Raw genomic sequence first — 17,862 nt, 5'->3', positions numbered from 1 at the left:
CATCACGCGTAAGGCGTACCCGCCATGGCGGCGTTCAAGCCTGCGTGCCCCTGGTCCACCAGGGCAAGAAAGCCGGTCTTGGCTTGCTGCGCGTCGCCATGCTGACAGAAGTGCCGGTGTGCCTCGATGAGCGCTGTGCTCCAGGTGGCCAGCAGCAGGCTGGCCGCAAGGTGGGCCTGGGGATCGCGCGCGTCGCGCCCGGTGCACTCGGTCAGCGCTTGCGCCACCACTTGCGCCAGCTCGTCGCGTATCGCCCGTGCCCGCGCTTTGAGGGTATCGCTGGCCTCGATGGTGGCAATGAAACCCTGGCCGGCGGCGGAAAACGTGATGTAGGGACTGTCTTCCAGTGCCAGCCGATGCGCCAGCAAGCGCAGGGTCTCGATGGGGGCGATGGCGTGATCGCGCTGGCGCAGCGCCTCGCGCAGCAACTCGCGTCCCTCTTCCTCGCGGTCGAAGAACATGTCTTCCTTGCGCGGGAAGTGGTTGAACACGGTCATGCGTCCGACGTTGGCGGCGGCCGCGATCTCGTCCACCGTCACCTGCTCGAAGCCGCGCACGAAAAACAGGCGCGTGGCGGCATTTGAGATGGCTTGCCGGGTGGCAAGGCGTTTGCGGGAGCGTAGGTCGGAAGGCAGCGTCATGTTGCCACGATCATACACCATGTGTACTGAGTACAGATAACGCTTGATGGCGCAGCAAGGCGTGGCGTATTATTTATGTACTGAGTACATATTTAGATTGAGTATATGAAAATATCCGTTCCAGCGACAGCGCTGCCTGTCATCTTCGCCACTGTGCTCCTCGACGCCATCGGCATCGGCCTGATTTTCCCCATCCTGCCCGCGCTGCTGCAAGATGTCACGCATGTGGCCAACGTGGCACCGTATATCGGCATCATGACTGCCCTGTACGCGCTGATGCAGTTCATTTTTGCACCGGTGTTGGGAGCGCTGAGCGACCGCCTGGGCCGGCGTCCTGTGCTGCTACTGTCGCTGGCGGGCGCCGCCGTCAATTACCTGTTCCTGGCCTTTGCACCCAGCCTGTGGATGCTGCTGCTGGGACGTGCCATCGCGGGCTTGACGAGTGCCAACATCTCCGTGGCGACGGCCTACATCACGGATATTTCTCTTGAAAACCAGCGGGCGCGCCGTTTCGGCTTGCTCAACGCCATGTTCGGGGCAGGCTTCATCATCGGCCCCGTGCTGGGCGGCGCGCTGGGCGATTACTGGCTGCGCCTGCCATTCATGGCGGCCGCCGTACTGAATATGGCTAACCTGCTGCTGGCGTTGTTGACGTTGCCCGAATCTCGCCCGCTCATGCGCCCGCCCATGCGCGCAAAAATCGACCTGGCGGCATTGAATCCCGTGCGCCCGCTGCGCTGGGTTTTCTCTGAGAAAAGCTTGCTGCCGATTACCGTCATTTTCTTTACCCTCAGCGCGGCCGGTGAAGTGTATGGCGTGTGCTGGGCGCTGTGGGGCCACGATGCGTTCGAGTGGAACGGGCTGTGGATCGGCCTGTCGCTGGGCGCCTTTGGCGTGTGCCAGGCGTTGGCCCAGGCCTTCTTGCCCGGCCCGGCAGTGAAACTGCTGGGCGAGCGCGCCACCATCCTGGCGGGCGTGGCCTGTGCCTGCCTGGCGCTGCTCGTCATGGCCTTCGCTACCCGCAGCTGGATGATCTTTGCCATCATGCCCGTGTTCGCTTTGGGCGGCATCGGCGCGCCGGCCCTGCAATCGCTGGCCACGCGGCAAGTTGCCGATGACCGGCAAGGCCAGTTCCAGGGCGTACTGGCCTCGTCCGTGAGCCTGGCATCCGTGCTGTGCCCGCTGGTGTTTTCCAGTATTTATTTTGGCGTCAGGGCGCACTGGCCCGGCGCCATCTGGCTCTCCGCCATCGTCGTGTACGCGGCCTTGGTACCGCTCGTGCTGCGCTTGTCGCTGGCATCAAACACGCCTGCGTCATCGCGGGGATAGGCAAGCGAGGCTTGCGGCGCGGCGGGGGCGAAATCGTCGACCTGTATCAAGCCGTCGACCAGGCGCGCATATTCCAGCAAGGTATTGTGCTCCTGGCAGCTGACCGAGCCAGCCGGCTTGGCCGTCGCCAGCCACTGTTGCATGGCGGACAGGCTTTGCGGCAGGTGCCGGAGGGCCGCCCCTGCGGGCGTGTCTTTCAGGCGGTTTTCGATGTGCAGGACCTCGGGCAGCAAGGCCAGCGCCCGCTCGGCGCAGGCCAGCGGATCGTCGCCGTGGCTGCCCTCGCTGGCGACATGGCCGTCGGCCAGCAGCCGTTCGCGGTCGGCGCCCGGCGTTTGCAAGGCCTGCGCCACCGCGCTGCCCAGTTCGTCGGATGGCGGACGATGGGGCAGGCCGAAGGGCAAGAGCAGCATGCGCAGCAGCACCGCCAGTGCGCGCGCGGGGAAGTTATCGAGTACGCCCGTCAAGCCCTGTTGCGCCTTGAGCAGCGCATCTTGCAGCGACCAGTGCACATAGGGCAGGTCGGCCTCGGGCCGGCCATCGTCCTCGTAGCGCTTCAGCACCGCCGAAGCCAGATACAGTTGCGCCAGCACGTCGCCCAGGCGCGCGGACAACCGTTCGCGGCGCTTGAGCTCGCCGCCGAGCACGAACATCGACATATCCGTCATGACGGCAAAGGCCGTCGAGATGCGCGTCAGGGCACGGTAGTAGGGCGCCAGTGCGGGCGCGCTGGCCTCGGGCACGGCCGCCAGGCGCGCGCCGCCCAGTCCGTACCACAGCCCTCTGGCCAGGTTGCCCAGCACAAAGCCCACGTGGCCAAAGAAGGCAGAGTCGAAATCGCGCACGGCTTTGCGACCGTCGCTTTCGCTGACGGCGGCCATTTCCCTGAGCACATACGGGTGCGCGCGGATGGCGCCCTGGCCAAAGATGATCAGGCTGCGCGTGAGGATGTTGGCGCCTTCGACCGTGATGGCGATGGGGATTTGCTGGTAGGCGCTGGCCAGGAAATTGTTGGGGCCGATGCAGATGCCCTTGCCGCCGAGGATATCCATGCCGTCATTGACGAGCGCGCGTCCCCGCTCCGTGACGTGGTATTTGACGATGGCGGAAATGACGGCCGGCTTTTCGCCCAGGTCGACGGCGTGCGCGGCCAGGGTGCGGGCCGCATCCATCAGGTACAAGTTAGCGCCCATGCGGGCCAGCGCTTCCTGCACGCCTTCGAACTTGCCAATAGGCATGTTGAACTGGCGCCGCACGGCCGCATACGCGCCGCTGCCGCGCACGGCCATCTTGCCCATGCCCACGCTGGACGAGGGCAGCGAAATGGCGCGCCCGGCCGCCAGGCATTCCATCAGCATGCGCCAGCCCTTGCCCACTTGCGCCTGGCCGCCGATGACCCAGTCGATGGGGATGAAGACATCTTGACCTGACGTCGGGCCGTTCTGGAATGCCGCGTTCAATGGGTGATGGCGGCGGCCGATCACCACGCCGTCGTGGCTGGCGGGGATCAGGGCGCAGGTGATGCCGGGCGCATCGTTATCGGAGAGCAAATGTTCGGGATCGCTGGTTTGGAATGCCAGGCCCAGCAAGGTCGCCACGGGCGCCAGCGTGATGTAGCGCTTGTTCCAGGTGAGGCGGAAACCCAGGGTGGCGCGCCCCTCATGCATGCCCATACACACCACGCCCAGGTCGGGAATGGCGGCCGCGTCGGAACCCGCATACGGGCTGGTCAGCGCAAAGCAGGGAATGTCGGTGCCGGCAGCCAATCGCGGCAAGTAATGGTTTTTCTGTTCTTCGGTACCGTAGTGCAACAGCAATTCGGCCGGCCCCAGCGAATTGGGCACCATCACGGTCACCGCCAGCGCCGAGCAGCGGCTCGACAATTTCATGACCACTTGCGAATGCATGTAGGCGGAGAACTGTTTACCGCCGTATTGTTTCGGGATGATCATGCCGAGGAAACCTTGGCTTTTCATGTAGGCCCACGCTTGCGGTGGCAAGTCGAGTTGCTGCTGCGTTTCCCAGTCGTTGACCAGTTCGCACAGCCGCTCGACGTCATGCTCGAGAAAGCGGCGCTCCTCGGCGGTGAGCGAGGCGCGTCCGTAGGCCAGCAATTTTGGCCAGTCGGGCCGCCCGGAAAACAGGTCTGCGTCCCACCACGTGGTGCCCGCCTCGAGCGCGTCGCGTTCCGTCTCGGACATGGTTGGCAAGATGCGCTTGAACAGGGCCAGCAGGCGTGGAGCGAGTAGGGCGCGGCGCACGGGGCCGGGCGCGAACAGTGCGATCAGGCAGAGCAAGGCTGCCAGTATCATCATCATCATCATCATCAGCATGCGATATCTCCTGTTGAATAAGAACAGGATAGGCCGATGCAGCCGATGCTACTGTACGGTACTGCGCATACGCACAACGCCAACCGCAAGGGTTGGCGTTGTGCGGGAACAAGGTTCCCGGTGATTCACGGTGTTGCTCGTCTTAGCGTTGTGGAACGACAATCACGGTATCGCCCGTGTCGCCCGTTTTGCCCTTGGCGCCATCGTCACCCTTGGCACCTTCGTTGCCTTGTGCACCAGTGGCGCCCTTGGCACCATCGTATCCTGTAGCACCGCTGTCGCCGGTCTGGCCCGTGGCGCCGGTGGCACCGGTTGCGCCGGCAGGGGCTTCGGCGCCTTTGGCACCCGTAGCGCCGGCAGGACCAGGCGCGCCGGCAGGGCCGGGAACGACTTGCACGACAGGTGGTGATTCGCGCTGGCAAGCGGTCAAGGCGAGGGTAGAGGCGAGCGCGAGTAATATCAGGGTAGTTTTCATGATGCATCCTTTGGCAGTGTGCCGTTAGGTACGGAACGGCTCGACGGCGTCGGGCGCGAGTTTCGCATGGCGGTGTGACGGAGAGAATCTGACCAGGTGGCCGTTCCGCCGTGTCGCGCAGGGCGCTGGCGGCGGGATGGGAAGTGCTGGTCTGCATGCAGCATGTGCTCTTGGACGGCTGCAGTCCGTACGTTTGCGTACACAGCGGAGGGGCGTGGCGGAAGTTGTGTGGAAAGGAAACAAAAACGCCACCCGAAGGTGGCGTTTTTGATAGGTGCTGCTGAATTCTTGGTGGCCCGGGGCGGAATCGAACCACCGACACAAGGATTTTCAATCCTCTGCTCTACCGACTGAGCTACCAGGCCAAGGCGGCGAATTATAGCAGAAAGACTTTCTACCTGACCAGAGCTAGCTGTGTTCAAATGCAACAGATGACCAAAACATGGTGTTTTGGCATCCTTGTATGACCTGAAGGGATGTGGCGATGCAGCGACGTATTGGAGTGCAAGGCTTGGCGGTGGCGGGCTTGTTCAGTTTGTTTTGCGGTGCGGCACAGGCCGACGGGCTGGCCGATTTGAATGCGGCACTGGCGCGTTTGCAGGGGCAAATGCCCATCAAGGCGCAGGTCGAGTCGAAAACCTGGCGCCGCGAGGGCGAGGGCAAGACGGCGGATGAGGATAGCGGCCAGGCCACGGTGGCTGTCGAGGGCGGGCCGGCGGGCTTGCAGGTGCTCTACAGTAAGGACTTGTTGGCGAAAGTGGAAGCCGAACAGCGCGCCAGGGTGAAAGATCCGAAGGTCAAGACGCCGATCGGCTTTGCGTTGGGGGAAATGAAGGCGGCGGAGCTGCGTGCCATGGTGTCGGCGGCGGATACCCTGTCGCGCGAGATTGAGGAAGCCGTGTTCAGCGGCGAAAAAATGGATAGCTACAAGGGCAAGCCGGCGCGCCTGCTCAGCTTTACTTTGTCGCTCGACAAGGTGCCTGAAAAAGACCGCAAGTATGTGAAGAAGTTCGAAGGCGGCATTGAGGTGTGGATCGCCGCGGACGGCACGCCGCTGGCCAGCCATTTCCACGTGGATGTGAGCGGACGCGCCTTTGTCGTTATCAGCTTTACGCAAAAGACGGACGAGACGCGCCAGTATGGTGTCAGCGGTGACCATTTATTGTTGCTGCGCAAGGAAAGCAGGAATGCCACTTCAGGCGCGGGCGAGAAGGTGGAAAGCAAGATCGTCAAGACCTTGCAATTGCAGTCCTGACGCGTAGCAAAACCCCAAAAGCCGCTGACCCAGCGGCGTGGTTATCCTTGCCTACAGGGCCGAACTGCCGCCCAGGCCGCTCTTTTGCAGCACGCAGCGTCCCGCCTCGCAGGTGGTGCCCGGGTCGGTGACGATGGAGCAGGTCGACATCATGCCATCCGCTTGCTGCTGCTTGCGGCTCGCCTCGGCGTGCGCCTGGGCCAGTGCCTTGAGTTTTTTGCCGTCATTGTCCTTGCTGGACCAGGCTAGGTAGCGTTCCGGTCCGCCGCACGCCTTGGCGCCGATGGCGATGGTTTGACATTGCTGGGTGGAATCGCAGGCAGCACTGCCCACTTCCGCCTGGATCTGCGCCAGCAAGCCGGCATTGCCGGGGGCGGGCGGCGCATCATTGTGTGTGGGGGCGCTGCAGGCGCTGGCGGCCAGCAGCAGGAGGCCGGCGCACGCGGCGCGCAGCAGTGGCAACAGGGCGGGGTAGGTTGGCGTTTGCATGCCCTCATCATGTGCCACGCTTGCCCAAATGGCAAGCTCGATTCGCGCGCTCGACTATCCTTGATCCCCGTCATTTTCATTGTTAAGCAGTCAAAGTTAATATAAATCAACATCCAACCAGCGATGGTCGGGTGGCAACCGGGCCGGCGTGCTGCATTCCCGCGCCGGCGCGTGCCGCCGATTCGGGAATGTTTCCAGGAGTTAGACTATGCGCCGCACCTTATCCCCCTTTGTCTTCATCGCCAGCCTGGCTTTTGGCGGTGCTCTTCATGCCGCCGAGAAAGAGCCGATCCAGCCGATCACTGCCGCCAAGGTCGCCAATCCGGCGATGGTCGAGTTGGGTAAAAAGCTGTTTTTCGACCCGCGCCTGTCGCGTTCGGGCTTCATTTCCTGCAATAGCTGCCATAACCTGAGCATGGGCGGCACGGATAACATCAAGACGTCGATTGGCCACAACTGGCAGCGGGGGCCCATCAATTCACCCACGGTGCTCAATGCCAGCATGAACGTGGCGCAATTCTGGGATGGCCGCGCCAAGGATTTGCAGGAGCAGGCGGGCGGCCCCATCGCCAATCCCGGCGAAATGGCTTTTACGCATGAGCTGGCCATCGACGTGCTGGCCTCGATTCCCGCCTACCGCGCGAAATTCAGGCAAGTCTTTGGCCAGGATAAGCTGACCATCGAGCAAGTCACGCGCGCCATCGCCGCCTTTGAAGAGGTGCTGGTGACGCCCGGTGCGCGCTTTGACCAATGGCTGGTCGGCAAGAAGAGCGCGTTGACGAAAGACGAGCTGGCTGGCTACCAGCTATTTAAATCGAGCGGCTGTATCGCCTGTCATAACGGTCCCGCCGTGGGCGGCAACACCTTCCAGAAGATGGGCGTGGTGGAACCCTATAAAACGGCGATGACGGCGCAAGGGCGCTCGGCCGTGACGGGCAAGGATGCAGACCGCTTCAATTTCAAGGTGCCCACCCTGCGCAACGTGGAATTGACCTACCCCTACTTCCATGATGGCGAAGCGGCGACCCTGACGCAGGCCGTTGACGTGATGGGCCGCTTGCAACTGGGCCGCACGTTTACGCCCGATGAAAATGCCAAGCTGGTGGCTTTCCTGAAGACCTTGACGGGCAAGCAGCCGCACATCGTGCTGCCGATCTTGCCGCCATCGTCGGACACGACGCCGCGGCCGGTGCCGTTTGACTGAGTGAGCTGCATATAAAAAATGCCCGCTTGAAAGCGGGCATTGGAGGTTTACTTCAGCGTGCGCTGGAACAACTGATAAATCCGGCGGTACTCGTCATACCACGCTTCCGGCTGCACGAAGCCGTGGCGTTCCATCGGGTAGCTGGCCATTTCCCAGTGATCCTTTTTGAGTTCGATCAAGCGCTGCGACAGGCGCACCGAATCCTGGTAAAACACGTTGTCGTCGATCATGCCATGGGCAATCAAGAGGTTGCCTGTCAGTTTGTCGGCGTATTCGATTGGCGACGAGATTTTGTACGCTTGTGGATCGATGTCCGGCGTGTTCAGGATATTTGCCGTGTACTCGTGGTTGTAGGTGGTCCAGTCAGTCACAGGGCGCAGGGCGGCGCCGGACTTGAAGACGTCCGGCGCGCGCATCAGGGCCATCAGGGTCATGAAGCCGCCATAGCTGCCGCCATAGATGCCCACATTCTTGATATCGCCCTGGTGTTGCTGCGCCAGCCAATTGGCGCCGTCGATAAAATCTTCCAGTTCCGGGTGGCCCATCTGGCGGTAAATGGCCGTGCGCCAGGCGCTGCCGTAGCCCATCGAGGCGCGGTAATCGACGTCGAGCACGATGTAGCCTTGCTCCACCAGCAGGTTGTGGAACATTTGTTCGCGGAAATACACGGGGTAGCGCTCGGTCACGTTTTGCAGGTATCCGGCGCCATGCGCGAACATGACGATCGGATACTGTTTACCCGCTTGCAGTTGCGCGGGACGGTACAGCTTGGCCCAGATGGGCGCTGCGCCATGCGAGGACGGCACTTGCACCAGCTGCGGCATGATCCAGTTGCGCGCCTTGAAGGCGTCGCTGCGCGTATCGGTCAGGATATTCGCCTTGCCGCCGGAGACAGGAATGGTCGCTAGCTGGGCCGGCACATAGCTGGTCGAATAGCGCAGCAGCAGCTTGCTGCCATCGGGCGACAGGCCGAAGTTTTCCACGCCTTTCAAGTTCGTCACTTCGCGCGCGCCGCCCTCCCTGGCCGTGCTGGCGCACACTTCATACGTGCCCGGCGCCTGCCGGTTGCATATAAAATAGGCGTGCTTGCCGTCGCGGCTCCACTCGACGGCGCTCACTTCCCACTGGCCGCTGGTCAAGGCGCGTGCGGGTGCTGTGCCGGTTTTCGTGTACAGGTGGGCGTAGCCGCTTTCCTCGGACAAATACCACAAGGTGGCATTGTCGGGCAGCCAGCCGAATTCGTCGGCGCGGCGGTTGACCCAGGCCGCGTCGCTGATGCGGTGCACGGGCATGAGGGCGCCGTTGGCCAGGTCGACATTGGCAATCCAGCCGTCCTTGTTGTCGATGGCGCGGATGCGCACGGCCACCTTGGAACCGTCATCGGTCCAGGCGATGCCGTCGCGCTGGGCGTCGATGCGCACGGGGCGGTTGCCCTTCAATGGCGGCAGCTTCTGTTCGGCGCGCAGCTCGGCCAGCGGGTCCACGGCGATGCCGGGCAGGCTGTCGAAAGCGATCTCGCGCACCTGGCCCGTGCGCAGGTCGGCCAGTTTCAGGCTTTGTGCGATGGGCATGTTGCGGCCCACGCGCGTGCGCTCGTCATCCACGTCCGGGTAGCCCGTTTCCGTGACGTAGCGGGCCAGTTTGCCCAGCTTGCCCTTCTCGGCGGCTTTATCTTGCGTGAGGAACAGCAGCCAGCGGCCGTCCGGCGACAGGGCGCTGCCCGAAATCGTGACTTTCTCGCCCAGGTAGATCGGTTCCGGCGCGCGCGTGCTGTCCAGGCGGCGCTCTTCGTGACGGCGCTCGCGGCTGGCATCGCGGTCTTCCTTCTGGCGCGCCAGGTTGACGATCAGGCGCAGTTGCAGGTCGCGCAGGGCGTCCGCTTCCGGCTTGGCGTCCGGGTCCTTGGCCGCGCGCAGCAGGGCCACCGGGGCGCTCAGGCGGTCAGAGCGGCTCCAGCTAAACCAGTCGGTGCCGCTGCGGTACTGTACCGCGCTGCCGTCGGCGGAATATTGCGGGTCGCTGATGGCCGGGACGCCACGCGTGATTTGCGTCAAGGCGCCGTTTTTCAGGTCGCGTTCGAACAAATCCCCGTTGCGCAGCAGGATGGCGCGCGTGCCGGCCCGGTTGACGACCATCTGCTGGCCATCGAGATTCGCCAGTTGCGCATCGTCGACCTTCCTGCCGCTATTGAGCCTGGCGTTCGCGCCTGGCAATTGATAGGTGTCGCGCAGGGGCGAGCCGAGGCGTTTTTGCTTGTAGTAGAGCTGGCCATGCCAGCCCCACCACGCCGCTTCGACGGGCGTGCCGATCCAGTCGGGATCGGCCATGGCCTGGTCCAGGGTGATCGGCGTGGGCGTGATGGTGGTGGAGGGGGCCGCATGGGCGGCGGGCAGCAGAGATAGCAGCAGGAGCGGCAGCAGGGGAAGAACCAGACGCATCGGGGATCACTTTAATCAAAGGGGATGGTGAAGGTACAGGCTATGAGGCCGGTATTCTAGCGGAGGAGTTTCGTGCAGGAAATGTCGGAAAGCTAAGCTTGATGCCGGGCCAGCCAGGCGAGAAAGTCTTCGAGCGGCATCGGCCGCGCATACAAATAGCCCTGCAAGCCGTCGCAATCGTGGGCGATCAGGAAGTCGGCCTGCTCCTGCGTTTCCACGCCTTCGGCCACCACGCGCAAGCCCAGGTGGCGCGCCATGGCCAGTATCGCTTGCACGATGGCCGTGTCGCGCGCATCGCGCGGCGTGTCGTCGATAAAGCGCTTGTCGATTTTGAGTTCGTACAGCGGCATTGAGGTCAGGTAGGCGAGGCTGGAATACCCGGTGCCGAAATCGTCGATGGAAAAGCGGATGCCGAGCTCGGCCAGTTCGCGCATGCGCGCCAGCGAGGCGTCGCGCTGGTCGATCAGCAAGCCTTCCGTCAATTCCAGGATCAGGGCGGCCGCCGGCGTGCCGTGTTCGGCCAGCGCCGCCTGCACGCGGGAGGCGAAATCGGGCTGGCGGAACTGGGCCGGGCTGACGTTCACCGACAGGGCGATGGGCGATCCGGCCTGCGCCAGCAACGTAGCGGCGCGGCACGCTTCGCGCAGGGCCCAGTGGCCCAGCCTGACGATCAGACCCGATTCTTCGGCGATGGGGATGAAGACGCCCGGCGCGATGTGCGTGCCGTCCGCCTGCGGCCAGCGCATCAGCATTTCGGCCCCCGTCACCCGTCCATCGCGGTCGACCTGCGGCTGTACGTGCATGCATAATTCATGGTCATCGAGGGCGCGCGCCAGCGCCCGTTCCAGGGTCAGGCGCCGCTCCACGCCCGCCTGCATGGCCGCTTCAAAGAAGGCGACGCCGTTGCGCCCTTCGGCCTTGGCGCGGTACATGGCGATATCGGCTTCGCGCAGCAGGTCGTGCGCCTGCCGGCCCGCTTTCGGCAGCAGGGTCACGCCAATGCTGGCGCTACAATGGTAGGACTGCCCGCCGATATCGAAGTCGCGTGCGATGGCGGCGCGGATTTTCTCGGCCACCTGGGATGCAGCATGGGCGGCGCTGTCCAGGTCCTCGGCCAGGTGCGCCAGCAGCACGACGAATTCGTCGCCGCCCAGTCGTGCCACCGTGTCGGCCTTGCGCATCAGTTGCGCCAGCCGTTCGCCCGCCAGGCGCAGCAGCGCGTCGCCGGTGGCATGGCCGCGCGCATCGTTGATGTGCTTGAAGTGGTCGAGGTCGATGAACATCAGCGCACTGATTGTATGGTCGCGCGGCGCGGCGGCCAGCAAATGGGCGATGCGGTCCATCAGCAGGCGCCGGTTGGGCAAGCCAGTCAGCACGTCGTAGAAGGCCAGGCGGTGGATGTCCGCTTCCGATTTCTTGCGCTCGTCGATTTCGCGCTCGACGGCCACCCAGTGCGTCTGCTTGCCGTCCGCATCAGTGAACGGCACCAGTTCCGCTACGACCCAGTACGCCTTGCCGCTCTTGTTGTAGTTCAGTAATTCCGCGCGTGCCGGTTGGGCGCGGGCCATGGCGGCGGCGATGCGCGCCAGTTCGTCTGCATCGGTGGCGGGGCCGTGCTGGAACAGCAGGCTGCGGCCCAGCACCTCGGCGCGCGCATAGCCGCTGCTGCGCTCGAAGGCGTCGTTGACGAAGATGATGTGCGTGGCCGGCACCGCGCCGGGGCCGGGCGGTGCATCAGCCACTTCGGCCACTTCGGCCACTTCGGCGATCATCACCATATCGTTCAGGCGGGCCAGCGCCGTGGCGGTCAAGCGCAGCTCGGCGTTGCGTTGCGACAGGGCCTGGCTGCTGTCTTCCAGGTGGCGCAGCAGGAAAGCGCAGGACAGGGTCAGCACGGCGGCGATAAACAGGAAGTTCAGGGCCACGATCAGCGCGCGCAGCACGGGAGAATCGGGCGTGCCCGGCAGTTGCAGGGCGACGTCGGGATGCAGGCCGAGAAAAAAGAGGGTCAGCGAAGTCAGGATCAGCGTCGTCAGGGCTGGCCGCATTCCAAGCAGCAAGGCCGCCAGCACGGGCATGAGCATCATGTAGATCTGGCTGACGGGGCCGATTTTCAGCAACAGACCCACGCCCACCAGGTAGGCGACGATGAGGAGTTGCCACACGCGCCAGCGGTAGGGCATGGCCCGCAGATGCCAGATGACGCCGACCCAGCCGATGGCCAGCAAGTCGAGGGCGACAATCGACCAGATAGCTTCGCTCGCGGCCAGCAGCGCGCTGGGAATGGCCGTCACGAAGCCAAGCAGCAGCACCACCTGCAGCAGGCGGTTAAAGACCTGGCCGCGCCAGTGCGCGAGATCGTTCGACGCCGCCACGCTGCCGTCCTTTCTCCAGAATGCCGTGTAACCGTACTGAGCAGTAGGTTGATTAAATACTACGCGCTATCTTTCCCCATGTCATCTTGATCATTCATCATGATTGCCGGCGTTCAGCGTTCAGCCTTGTCGCGTGGCCGTGTGACAGCCTGCCAAGAGGGGGGCGAGGCAGGCGGTGGCCAGCAGGCTGCTGGCAGAGGACGGGGACTGGCGATAGGGCAAGAGGGAACTCCATATCGGGAACAAAAAAAAGCCAGCCTTCCGGCTGGCGCTGTGGAGTGAAGCGCCCACTGGCGCTTCGAACCGGCGCTTATTTCTTGGGCGCGCTCAGGCATTCTTTCATGAACGCCTTGCGCGTGTCGCCCTTCATGTCCTTGGCGTCGGCATTGCACGCCTTCATCTTGTTTTGCTGCGTCATGGCCGGTGCCGGCTTGGCGCTCAGGCATTCCTTCATGAAGGTTTTGCGCTCATCGCCTTTCTTGCCGGCAGCATCGGCATTGCAAGTGGTCATTTTTGACTGTTGCGCCGTCTTGGCGACGGGAGCCGCTTCCGGTGCGGCGGCAAAGGCGGTGCTGGCAAACGCGGCGGCGATGCAGAGGGCGATTAATTGTTTCATGGCAAATCCTTGTAGACGCAGTCAGTGGAAGGGGGTATGCAACCGGCAGCTAAGCCGATATGCAGAACGTAACTAACTATATGACATTTATCAACAAAATTTCTAATCGAGTGTGTCTTTTTGTTACTGCCAGGCGCCAAGCCTCCACCGGCTGGCCCGGGCAGCCATTCTGCGGCGGCAGCGGCCCTGTTTTTTGCTATGCTAGCGTCTTTCCACCGGTCGATGCCGCTGTCTTGGCCGGCGCACCCTCAATACGGAGTAGTTATGGTCTCGTTGCAAGAGCAGTTTTTAAAGGCCGGTCTGGTCGACAAGAAGAAGGTCAAACTGGCCAACCAGGACAAGAGCAAGCAAAAAAAGGACGAGCGCAAGAGCGGTACGCAAAGTGTCGATGAGGTGCGCCTGGCCGCCTTGGAGACGCAGCGCAAGAATGCCGAACGCGCGCGCGAACTGAACGCCCAGCGCGACGCGGCCGCCAACCAGAAGGCCATCGTGGCGCAGATTGCGCAAATGGTGCAAAAGAACCGCCAGAGCAAGGGCAACAACGGCGACGTGCCGTACAACTTTACGTTCAACAACAAGATCGAGCGCCTCTACGTGACGGCTGCCGTGCAAGCCCACCTGGTGGCGGGCCGTTTGGTGATCGTCTGCCTGGGCGGCGCCGTGGAACTGGTGCCGCGCATCATCGCCGACAAAATCGCCGAACGCGATCCCGCCATCGTCGTGCGTGTAAAACAGGCCAGCACCGAAGTGGACGAGGATGATCCGTATGCGGCGTTCCAGATTCCTGATGATTTGATGTGGTAAGGAGGCGATTTCCCGGCGCCAGGTGCGTTGGATGATGGTAGCGAGCGGGCCGGAAACGGCTCGTTCAGGACGGAGTTTATAACAGCGCCAGATCCGTTTTTCCGTAAGATTGTGGCGCCGCCCGAATGTGGCATACTCGATCGAGCGGGCCGTCAGGCCGCCCAGTTGCGACCGGCTTCTGTTTCGGCTGCCTCCCGTGACACCCTGCGTCCTTCGTTAGCCAGAGTTATCAACATGCGTATGCGAAAAAAATCTGACCTTCCGACCAAACGCTGTCAGCAATGCCAGTTGTCGTTTGCATGGCGTAAAAAATGGGAAAAGGTCTGGAACGAGGTGAAATACTGTTCAGATCGCTGTCGCCAGGATAGCAAGCGTCAGACATGAATATCGCCCCCGTCGCAAGGTCGGCACAAACGCATATTTACTGGTTCCGCAATGACTTGCGGCTCGAGGATAATCCGGCCTTGCGCCAGGCCTGCCAACGCGCCGGCCATCTGTTGTTTGTGTATTGCCATCGCAGCGCATCGGTCGCGACGCGCTGGAATGTGCCGCGCACCAGCCCGCATCGCCAGCATTTTCTCCGGTCGGGTCTGACGGACTTGGCGACGCAGCTGGTGTCGCACGGCAGTCAGTTGCTGGAGGTCGAGGGCGACCCCGCCCAGGTGTTGTTGGCACTGGCGCATTCCATCGGCGCGACGACTATCCATTGCGAGGAGATTGCCGCGCCAGAAGAGCAGGGCGACCTTGCCGCACTGCGTGCTGCTGGCCTGACAGTAGAAGCGCTGTGGCAATCGAGCTTGCTCGATCCGGCCGCGCTGCCGTTTCCGTGCGCTGCCTTGCCCGATGTATTCACCAACTTCCGTATACTCATAGAGCGAGAGCAGGTGGCACCGTCGACCCCGCTCGCGCGGCCGACGACAATTCCGCCCTTGCCGCCGACCTTCGAAGCACTGGCTGAAACCTGGGCAGTGGTGCCGTACGTGCTCCAGGACGCGCATCTTGCCACCGCACGGTCGTCGTTCCCGTACGCGCTACCGGCTTTTTATGGTGGCCCGAGTGCCGCCGCTGAACATCTGCGCCAGTATTTCGGTGGCGAGCTGGCACACACCTACAAGCTCTCACGCAATGGTTTGACCGGCGTGGGCTATTCCACCAAATTTTCTCCATGGCTAGCCTGCGGCGCGCTATCCGCGCGCGTGGTGTGCGCCGCACTCAGGCAATTTGAAGCAGAGCATGGCGCCAACGACAGCACTTACTGGATCTGGTTTGAATTGATGTGGCGCGACTATTTTCGCTTTCTGCACCTGCAGCATGGGGGCGCGCTGTACCGTGCGCAAGGCTTGAGCAGCCTGAGCCAGCCCAGTCACGATGCGCATCGATTCGAAGCATGGTGCCAAGCCCGCACCAGTGAACCGCTTGTCAATGCGGGCATGACCGAGCTCAGTGCCACCGGTTATCTCTCCAACCGGCTGCGTCAAATTGTTGCCAGTTACTTGGTGCACGATCTGGGCTGCGATTGGCGCGCCGGCGCTGCCTGGTTTGAAGCGCAACTGATCGACTACGACGTTTACAGCAATCAGGGTAACTGGCTGTACGTTGCCGGCCGAGGGACCGACCCGCGCAATGGGCGACGGTTCAACCTGCAAAAGCAAATGCGTGACCATGATCCAGACGGGGCCTATCGGCGCCTCTGGGCGACGCAAGGCACGGCGCAGGTCGAGCTGAAGTGAGGGATGTCAACGGGGTGCAGCTTTTGCGCCGGAAATGAAACGGCGCCAAGGACTGCGCACCCCAGAAACGACAACGCCCACTAACATGAGTGGGCGTTGCGTGAACGAATTCTTGGTGGCCCGGGGCGGAATCGAACCACCGACACAAGGATTTTCAATCCTCTGCTCTACCGACTGAGCTACCAGGCCAAGGTGGCGAATTATAGCAGACCAAAACGGGAATGCAAGAGCCGGCTGTGACTTTTCCCGGATTTCTTGCAGCGGCAGGTCCTTACTTGCCTGTGGATCAAATATTATTTGAGGTAAACGGTATTTTTCTCAACAAAAGAAGGGTGCACAGTGTGCTCATCGTTACTGATTTGAGAGGACTACCGCATGAACGCCACCACCGATCACACCGCCATCCCCGCCATCGGCCTGGGCACTTTCCGCCTGCAGGGCCAGGTCGTTATCGATTCCGTCACCACGGGCCTGGACGTCGGCTACCGCCATATCGATACGGCGCAAATCTACGGCAATGAAGCCGAAGTGGGCCAGGCGATCGCCGCCAGCCCCGTCCCGCGCGACGATCTGTTCGTCACCACCAAGATCTGGATCGACAATCTGCAGCGCGACAAACTCATTCCCAGCCTGAAAGACAGCTTGCACAAGCTGCAGCTGGAGCAACTGGACCTGACCCTGATCCACTGGCCGTCGCCGCAAGACGCGATTCCCGTCGCCGAGTACATGGCGGCGCTGCTTGACGCCAAGGCGCAGGGGCTGACCAAGGCCATCGGCGTGTCGAATTTCACGAATGCGCAGCTGCAGCAAGCGATCGATACGGTGGGGGCATCTGAAATCGCCACGCAGCAGGTCGAGATCCACCCCTTCCTGCAAAACCGCAAGGTGATCGAGTTCGCGCGCAGCCAGGGCATCCACATCACGGCCTACATGCCGCTCGCGTATGGCAAGGTGGTGGCCGACCCCGTGATTGCGGCCATCGCAGCCAAGCATGGCGTGACGCCGGCGCAAGTGGCCCTGAGCTGGTCGCTGCAGCAGGGCTTTGCCGTGATCCCGTCATCGACCAAACGCGCCAACCTGGAAGCGAACCTGCATTTCCAGCGTATCACCCTGTCGCCGGATGACATGGCGCAGATGGCGACCCTGGAACGGGGCGAGCGCCTGGCCAACCCGGACGGCCTGGCGCCGCAGTGGGATTGATATGGGCGCCATGACGAAGCTGGGGCAGGGCGGTTTCAATATCGGCCTGGAACTGCCGCTCGATAATGACTGGTCGTCCGTGGGACGCCAGGCGAATGCGGCGTCGCGCCGCGTACCGGGGGAGCCTGACATGAAGCAGCATGCGGATCTGGCGCAGCTGGCCGATCGCCTGGGTTTCAGAGCGCTGTGGCTGCGCGACGTGCCCTTGTACGATCCATCGTTCGGCGATGCTGCCCAGGTCTTCGAGGTATTTACGTATCTGGGCTACCTGGCCGGCATCACCAAGAACATCTTGCTGGGCACGACCGCCGTGGTGCTGCCGCTGCGCGAACCGGTATTGACCTTGAAGGCGGCGGCCAGCGTCGACCAGCTGAGTGGCGGGCGCTTGCTGTTGGGCGTGGCCAGCGGTGACCGGCCTGTCGAGTATCCCGTGTTTGGCCGCGACTTCGATCAGCGTGGCGCTGCCTTCCGCGAGCAGGTCGCCATGCTGCGCGACTGGGGCGAGACGCGCCTGCCAGCGGGCATCCGCCTGCTGCCCAAGCCCGCCGCGCCGTTGCCGCTGCTGGTGGCGGGGCTGGCGCAGCAGTCGCCCGCGTGGATCGGCGCACAGATGGATGGCTGGCTCGCGTATCCGGGCACGCCGGACGACCATGCGCGGCGGGCGGCGCAATGGCGCGCAGTGGCCGGTGACGACAAGCCCTACGTCAGCTTCATCCACCTGGACCTGGACGAAGATCCGAACTTGCCGCTGCAGCGTTTTCGTTTCGGCGGGCGCATGGGGCGCGATGGCCTGATCGCGGAGCTGCACGCGATGCGCGAGGCCGGCGTGCGGCATATCGGCCTGCAGCTGCGGCAGAACCGCCGCCCGCTGGCCGAGACGCTACAGGAGATCGCGGACCACGTGCTGCCCGTATTTCATGGCGCCGCTTGATCTGGGACACGCGTCCTGTACTTCCGGACTATCTGAAACAGC

Annotated in this window: 14 protein-coding genes, 2 tRNA genes and 1 pseudogene; 8 read left to right on the top strand and 9 right to left on the bottom strand. The window is 63.0% G+C overall.

Translation table 11 applies throughout. The features are described 5' to 3' along the window. Positions 1-2: 2 nt before the first annotated feature. Positions 3-641, bottom strand: coding sequence for a TetR/AcrR family transcriptional regulator (locus ACP7DE_RS16875; RefSeq protein ID WP_426073186.1), 639 nt, complete (start codon positions 639-641; stop codon positions 3-5). Between the two features lie 105 nt (positions 642-746). On the opposite strand from ACP7DE_RS16875, the gene ACP7DE_RS16870 reads away from it, so the two are divergent. Then, positions 747-1,970, top strand: a complete 1,224-nt coding sequence (locus ACP7DE_RS16870) for a TCR/Tet family MFS transporter (RefSeq protein WP_426073185.1) — start codon at positions 747-749, stop codon at positions 1,968-1,970. 29 nt (positions 1,971-1,999) lie between these two features. Here ACP7DE_RS16870 and ACP7DE_RS16865 read toward each other — a convergent pair. The 3 genes and pseudogenes from ACP7DE_RS16865 to ACP7DE_RS16855 form a co-directional block, all read right to left on the bottom strand. After that, positions 2,000-4,303, bottom strand: a pseudogene (locus tag ACP7DE_RS16865) (acyl-CoA dehydrogenase); the annotation flags it as partial. 142 nt (positions 4,304-4,445) lie between these two features. Continuing rightward, on the bottom strand, positions 4,446-4,778 hold the full coding sequence (locus ACP7DE_RS16860) for a collagen-like protein (protein ID WP_426073184.1): 333 nt from the start codon (positions 4,776-4,778) through the stop codon (positions 4,446-4,448). Between the two features lie 289 nt (positions 4,779-5,067). Next, positions 5,068-5,143 (bottom strand) — tRNA-Phe (locus ACP7DE_RS16855). Positions 5,144-5,262: 119 nt separating this feature from the next. Between ACP7DE_RS16855 and ACP7DE_RS16850 the strand changes: the two genes are divergently transcribed. Beyond that, positions 5,263-6,033 (top strand): hypothetical protein, encoded by a 771-nt coding sequence (locus ACP7DE_RS16850; RefSeq protein ID WP_426073183.1) that lies wholly within the window; start codon positions 5,263-5,265, stop codon positions 6,031-6,033. A gap of 51 nt (positions 6,034-6,084) precedes the next feature. Here ACP7DE_RS16850 and ACP7DE_RS16845 read toward each other — a convergent pair whose 3' ends face one another. After that, on the bottom strand, positions 6,085-6,522 hold the full coding sequence (locus tag ACP7DE_RS16845; protein WP_426073182.1) for a hypothetical protein: 438 nt from the start codon (positions 6,520-6,522) through the stop codon (positions 6,085-6,087). Positions 6,523-6,730: 208 nt separating this feature from the next. On the opposite strand from ACP7DE_RS16845, the gene ACP7DE_RS16840 reads away from it, so the two are divergent. Further along, a complete protein-coding gene (locus ACP7DE_RS16840; protein WP_426073181.1) occupies positions 6,731-7,726 on the top strand; it encodes a cytochrome-c peroxidase in 996 nt (331 codons plus the stop codon). 47 nt (positions 7,727-7,773) lie between these two features. Here the strand turns inward: ACP7DE_RS16840 and ACP7DE_RS16835 are convergent, their stop codons facing one another. The 3 genes from ACP7DE_RS16835 to ACP7DE_RS16825 form a co-directional block, all read right to left on the bottom strand. After that, positions 7,774-10,164: a prolyl oligopeptidase family serine peptidase gene (locus tag ACP7DE_RS16835; RefSeq protein WP_426073180.1), complete on the bottom strand. Its 2,391-nt coding sequence runs from the start codon at positions 10,162-10,164 to the stop codon at positions 7,774-7,776. A gap of 92 nt (positions 10,165-10,256) precedes the next feature. Further along, a complete protein-coding gene (locus tag ACP7DE_RS16830; RefSeq protein ID WP_426073179.1) occupies positions 10,257-12,539 on the bottom strand; it encodes a putative bifunctional diguanylate cyclase/phosphodiesterase in 2,283 nt (760 codons plus the stop codon). Positions 12,540-12,849: 310 nt separating this feature from the next. Next, a complete protein-coding gene (locus ACP7DE_RS16825; protein ID WP_426073178.1) occupies positions 12,850-13,155 on the bottom strand; it encodes a PsiF family protein in 306 nt (101 codons plus the stop codon). 264 nt (positions 13,156-13,419) lie between these two features. Between ACP7DE_RS16825 and ACP7DE_RS16820 the strand changes: the two genes are divergently transcribed. From ACP7DE_RS16820 to ACP7DE_RS16810, 3 genes are all read left to right on the top strand, one after another. Beyond that, positions 13,420-13,959 (top strand): DUF2058 domain-containing protein, encoded by a 540-nt coding sequence (locus tag ACP7DE_RS16820; RefSeq protein WP_426073177.1) that lies wholly within the window; start codon positions 13,420-13,422, stop codon positions 13,957-13,959. A 234-nt stretch (positions 13,960-14,193) separates the two neighbouring features. After that, positions 14,194-14,343, top strand: a complete 150-nt coding sequence (locus ACP7DE_RS16815) for a DUF2256 domain-containing protein (protein WP_426073388.1) — start codon at positions 14,194-14,196, stop codon at positions 14,341-14,343. Then, the gene (locus ACP7DE_RS16810; protein ID WP_426073175.1) at positions 14,340-15,689 is read left to right on the top strand and encodes a DASH family cryptochrome; all 1,350 of its coding nucleotides are present in this window, start codon (positions 14,340-14,342) and stop codon (positions 15,687-15,689) included. Before ACP7DE_RS16815 ends, ACP7DE_RS16810 begins: the two co-directional genes overlap by 4 nt. Before the next feature lie 113 nt (positions 15,690-15,802). Here ACP7DE_RS16810 and ACP7DE_RS16805 read toward each other — a convergent pair. Beyond that, positions 15,803-15,878, bottom strand: a tRNA-Phe gene (locus ACP7DE_RS16805). 186 nt (positions 15,879-16,064) lie between these two features. On the opposite strand from ACP7DE_RS16805, the gene dkgB reads away from it, so the two are divergent. Further along, complete coding sequence (gene dkgB, locus ACP7DE_RS16800; protein WP_426073174.1) at positions 16,065-16,889, top strand: 2,5-didehydrogluconate reductase DkgB; 825 nt, start codon at positions 16,065-16,067, stop codon at positions 16,887-16,889. A gap of 1 nt (position 16,890) precedes the next feature. Continuing rightward, entirely contained in the window at positions 16,891-17,820 is a 930-nt protein-coding gene (locus ACP7DE_RS16795) for an LLM class oxidoreductase (protein WP_426073173.1), read from the top strand. The last annotated feature ends 42 nt before the right edge of the window (positions 17,821-17,862 follow it).

This window comes from Janthinobacterium sp. DSP2-3-3 (genome assembly GCF_049897325.1).
Taxonomy (GTDB): Bacteria; Pseudomonadota; Gammaproteobacteria; order Burkholderiales; family Burkholderiaceae_D; genus Janthinobacterium.
The sequence above is the reverse complement of the archived record's forward strand: the minus strand, read 5'-3'. Positions and strand labels throughout refer to the sequence as shown.

What these genes read in the sequence shown, in the direction of transcription:
- ACP7DE_RS16875 (WP_426073186.1), bottom strand. Translation starts at nt 641, where the DNA reads ATGACGCTGCCTTCCGACCTACGCTCCCGCAAACGCCTTGCCACCCGG.
- ACP7DE_RS16870 (WP_426073185.1), top strand. Translation starts at nt 747, where the DNA reads ATGAAAATATCCGTTCCAGCGACAGCGCTGCCTGTCATCTTCGCCACT.
- ACP7DE_RS16860 (WP_426073184.1), bottom strand. Translation starts at nt 4,778, where the DNA reads ATGAAAACTACCCTGATATTACTCGCGCTCGCCTCTACCCTCGCCTTG.
- ACP7DE_RS16850 (WP_426073183.1), top strand. Translation starts at nt 5,263, where the DNA reads ATGCAGCGACGTATTGGAGTGCAAGGCTTGGCGGTGGCGGGCTTGTTC.
- ACP7DE_RS16845 (WP_426073182.1), bottom strand. Translation starts at nt 6,522, where the DNA reads ATGCAAACGCCAACCTACCCCGCCCTGTTGCCACTGCTGCGCGCCGCG.
- ACP7DE_RS16840 (WP_426073181.1), top strand. Translation starts at nt 6,731, where the DNA reads ATGCGCCGCACCTTATCCCCCTTTGTCTTCATCGCCAGCCTGGCTTTT.
- ACP7DE_RS16835 (WP_426073180.1), bottom strand. Translation starts at nt 10,164, where the DNA reads ATGCGTCTGGTTCTTCCCCTGCTGCCGCTCCTGCTGCTATCTCTGCTG.
- ACP7DE_RS16825 (WP_426073178.1), bottom strand. Translation starts at nt 13,155, where the DNA reads ATGAAACAATTAATCGCCCTCTGCATCGCCGCCGCGTTTGCCAGCACC.
- ACP7DE_RS16820 (WP_426073177.1), top strand. Translation starts at nt 13,420, where the DNA reads ATGGTCTCGTTGCAAGAGCAGTTTTTAAAGGCCGGTCTGGTCGACAAG.
- ACP7DE_RS16815 (WP_426073388.1), top strand. Translation starts at nt 14,194, where the DNA reads ATGCGTATGCGAAAAAAATCTGACCTTCCGACCAAACGCTGTCAGCAA.
- ACP7DE_RS16810 (WP_426073175.1), top strand. Translation starts at nt 14,340, where the DNA reads ATGAATATCGCCCCCGTCGCAAGGTCGGCACAAACGCATATTTACTGG.
- dkgB (WP_426073174.1), top strand. Translation starts at nt 16,065, where the DNA reads ATGAACGCCACCACCGATCACACCGCCATCCCCGCCATCGGCCTGGGC.
- ACP7DE_RS16795 (WP_426073173.1), top strand. Translation starts at nt 16,891, where the DNA reads ATGGGCGCCATGACGAAGCTGGGGCAGGGCGGTTTCAATATCGGCCTG.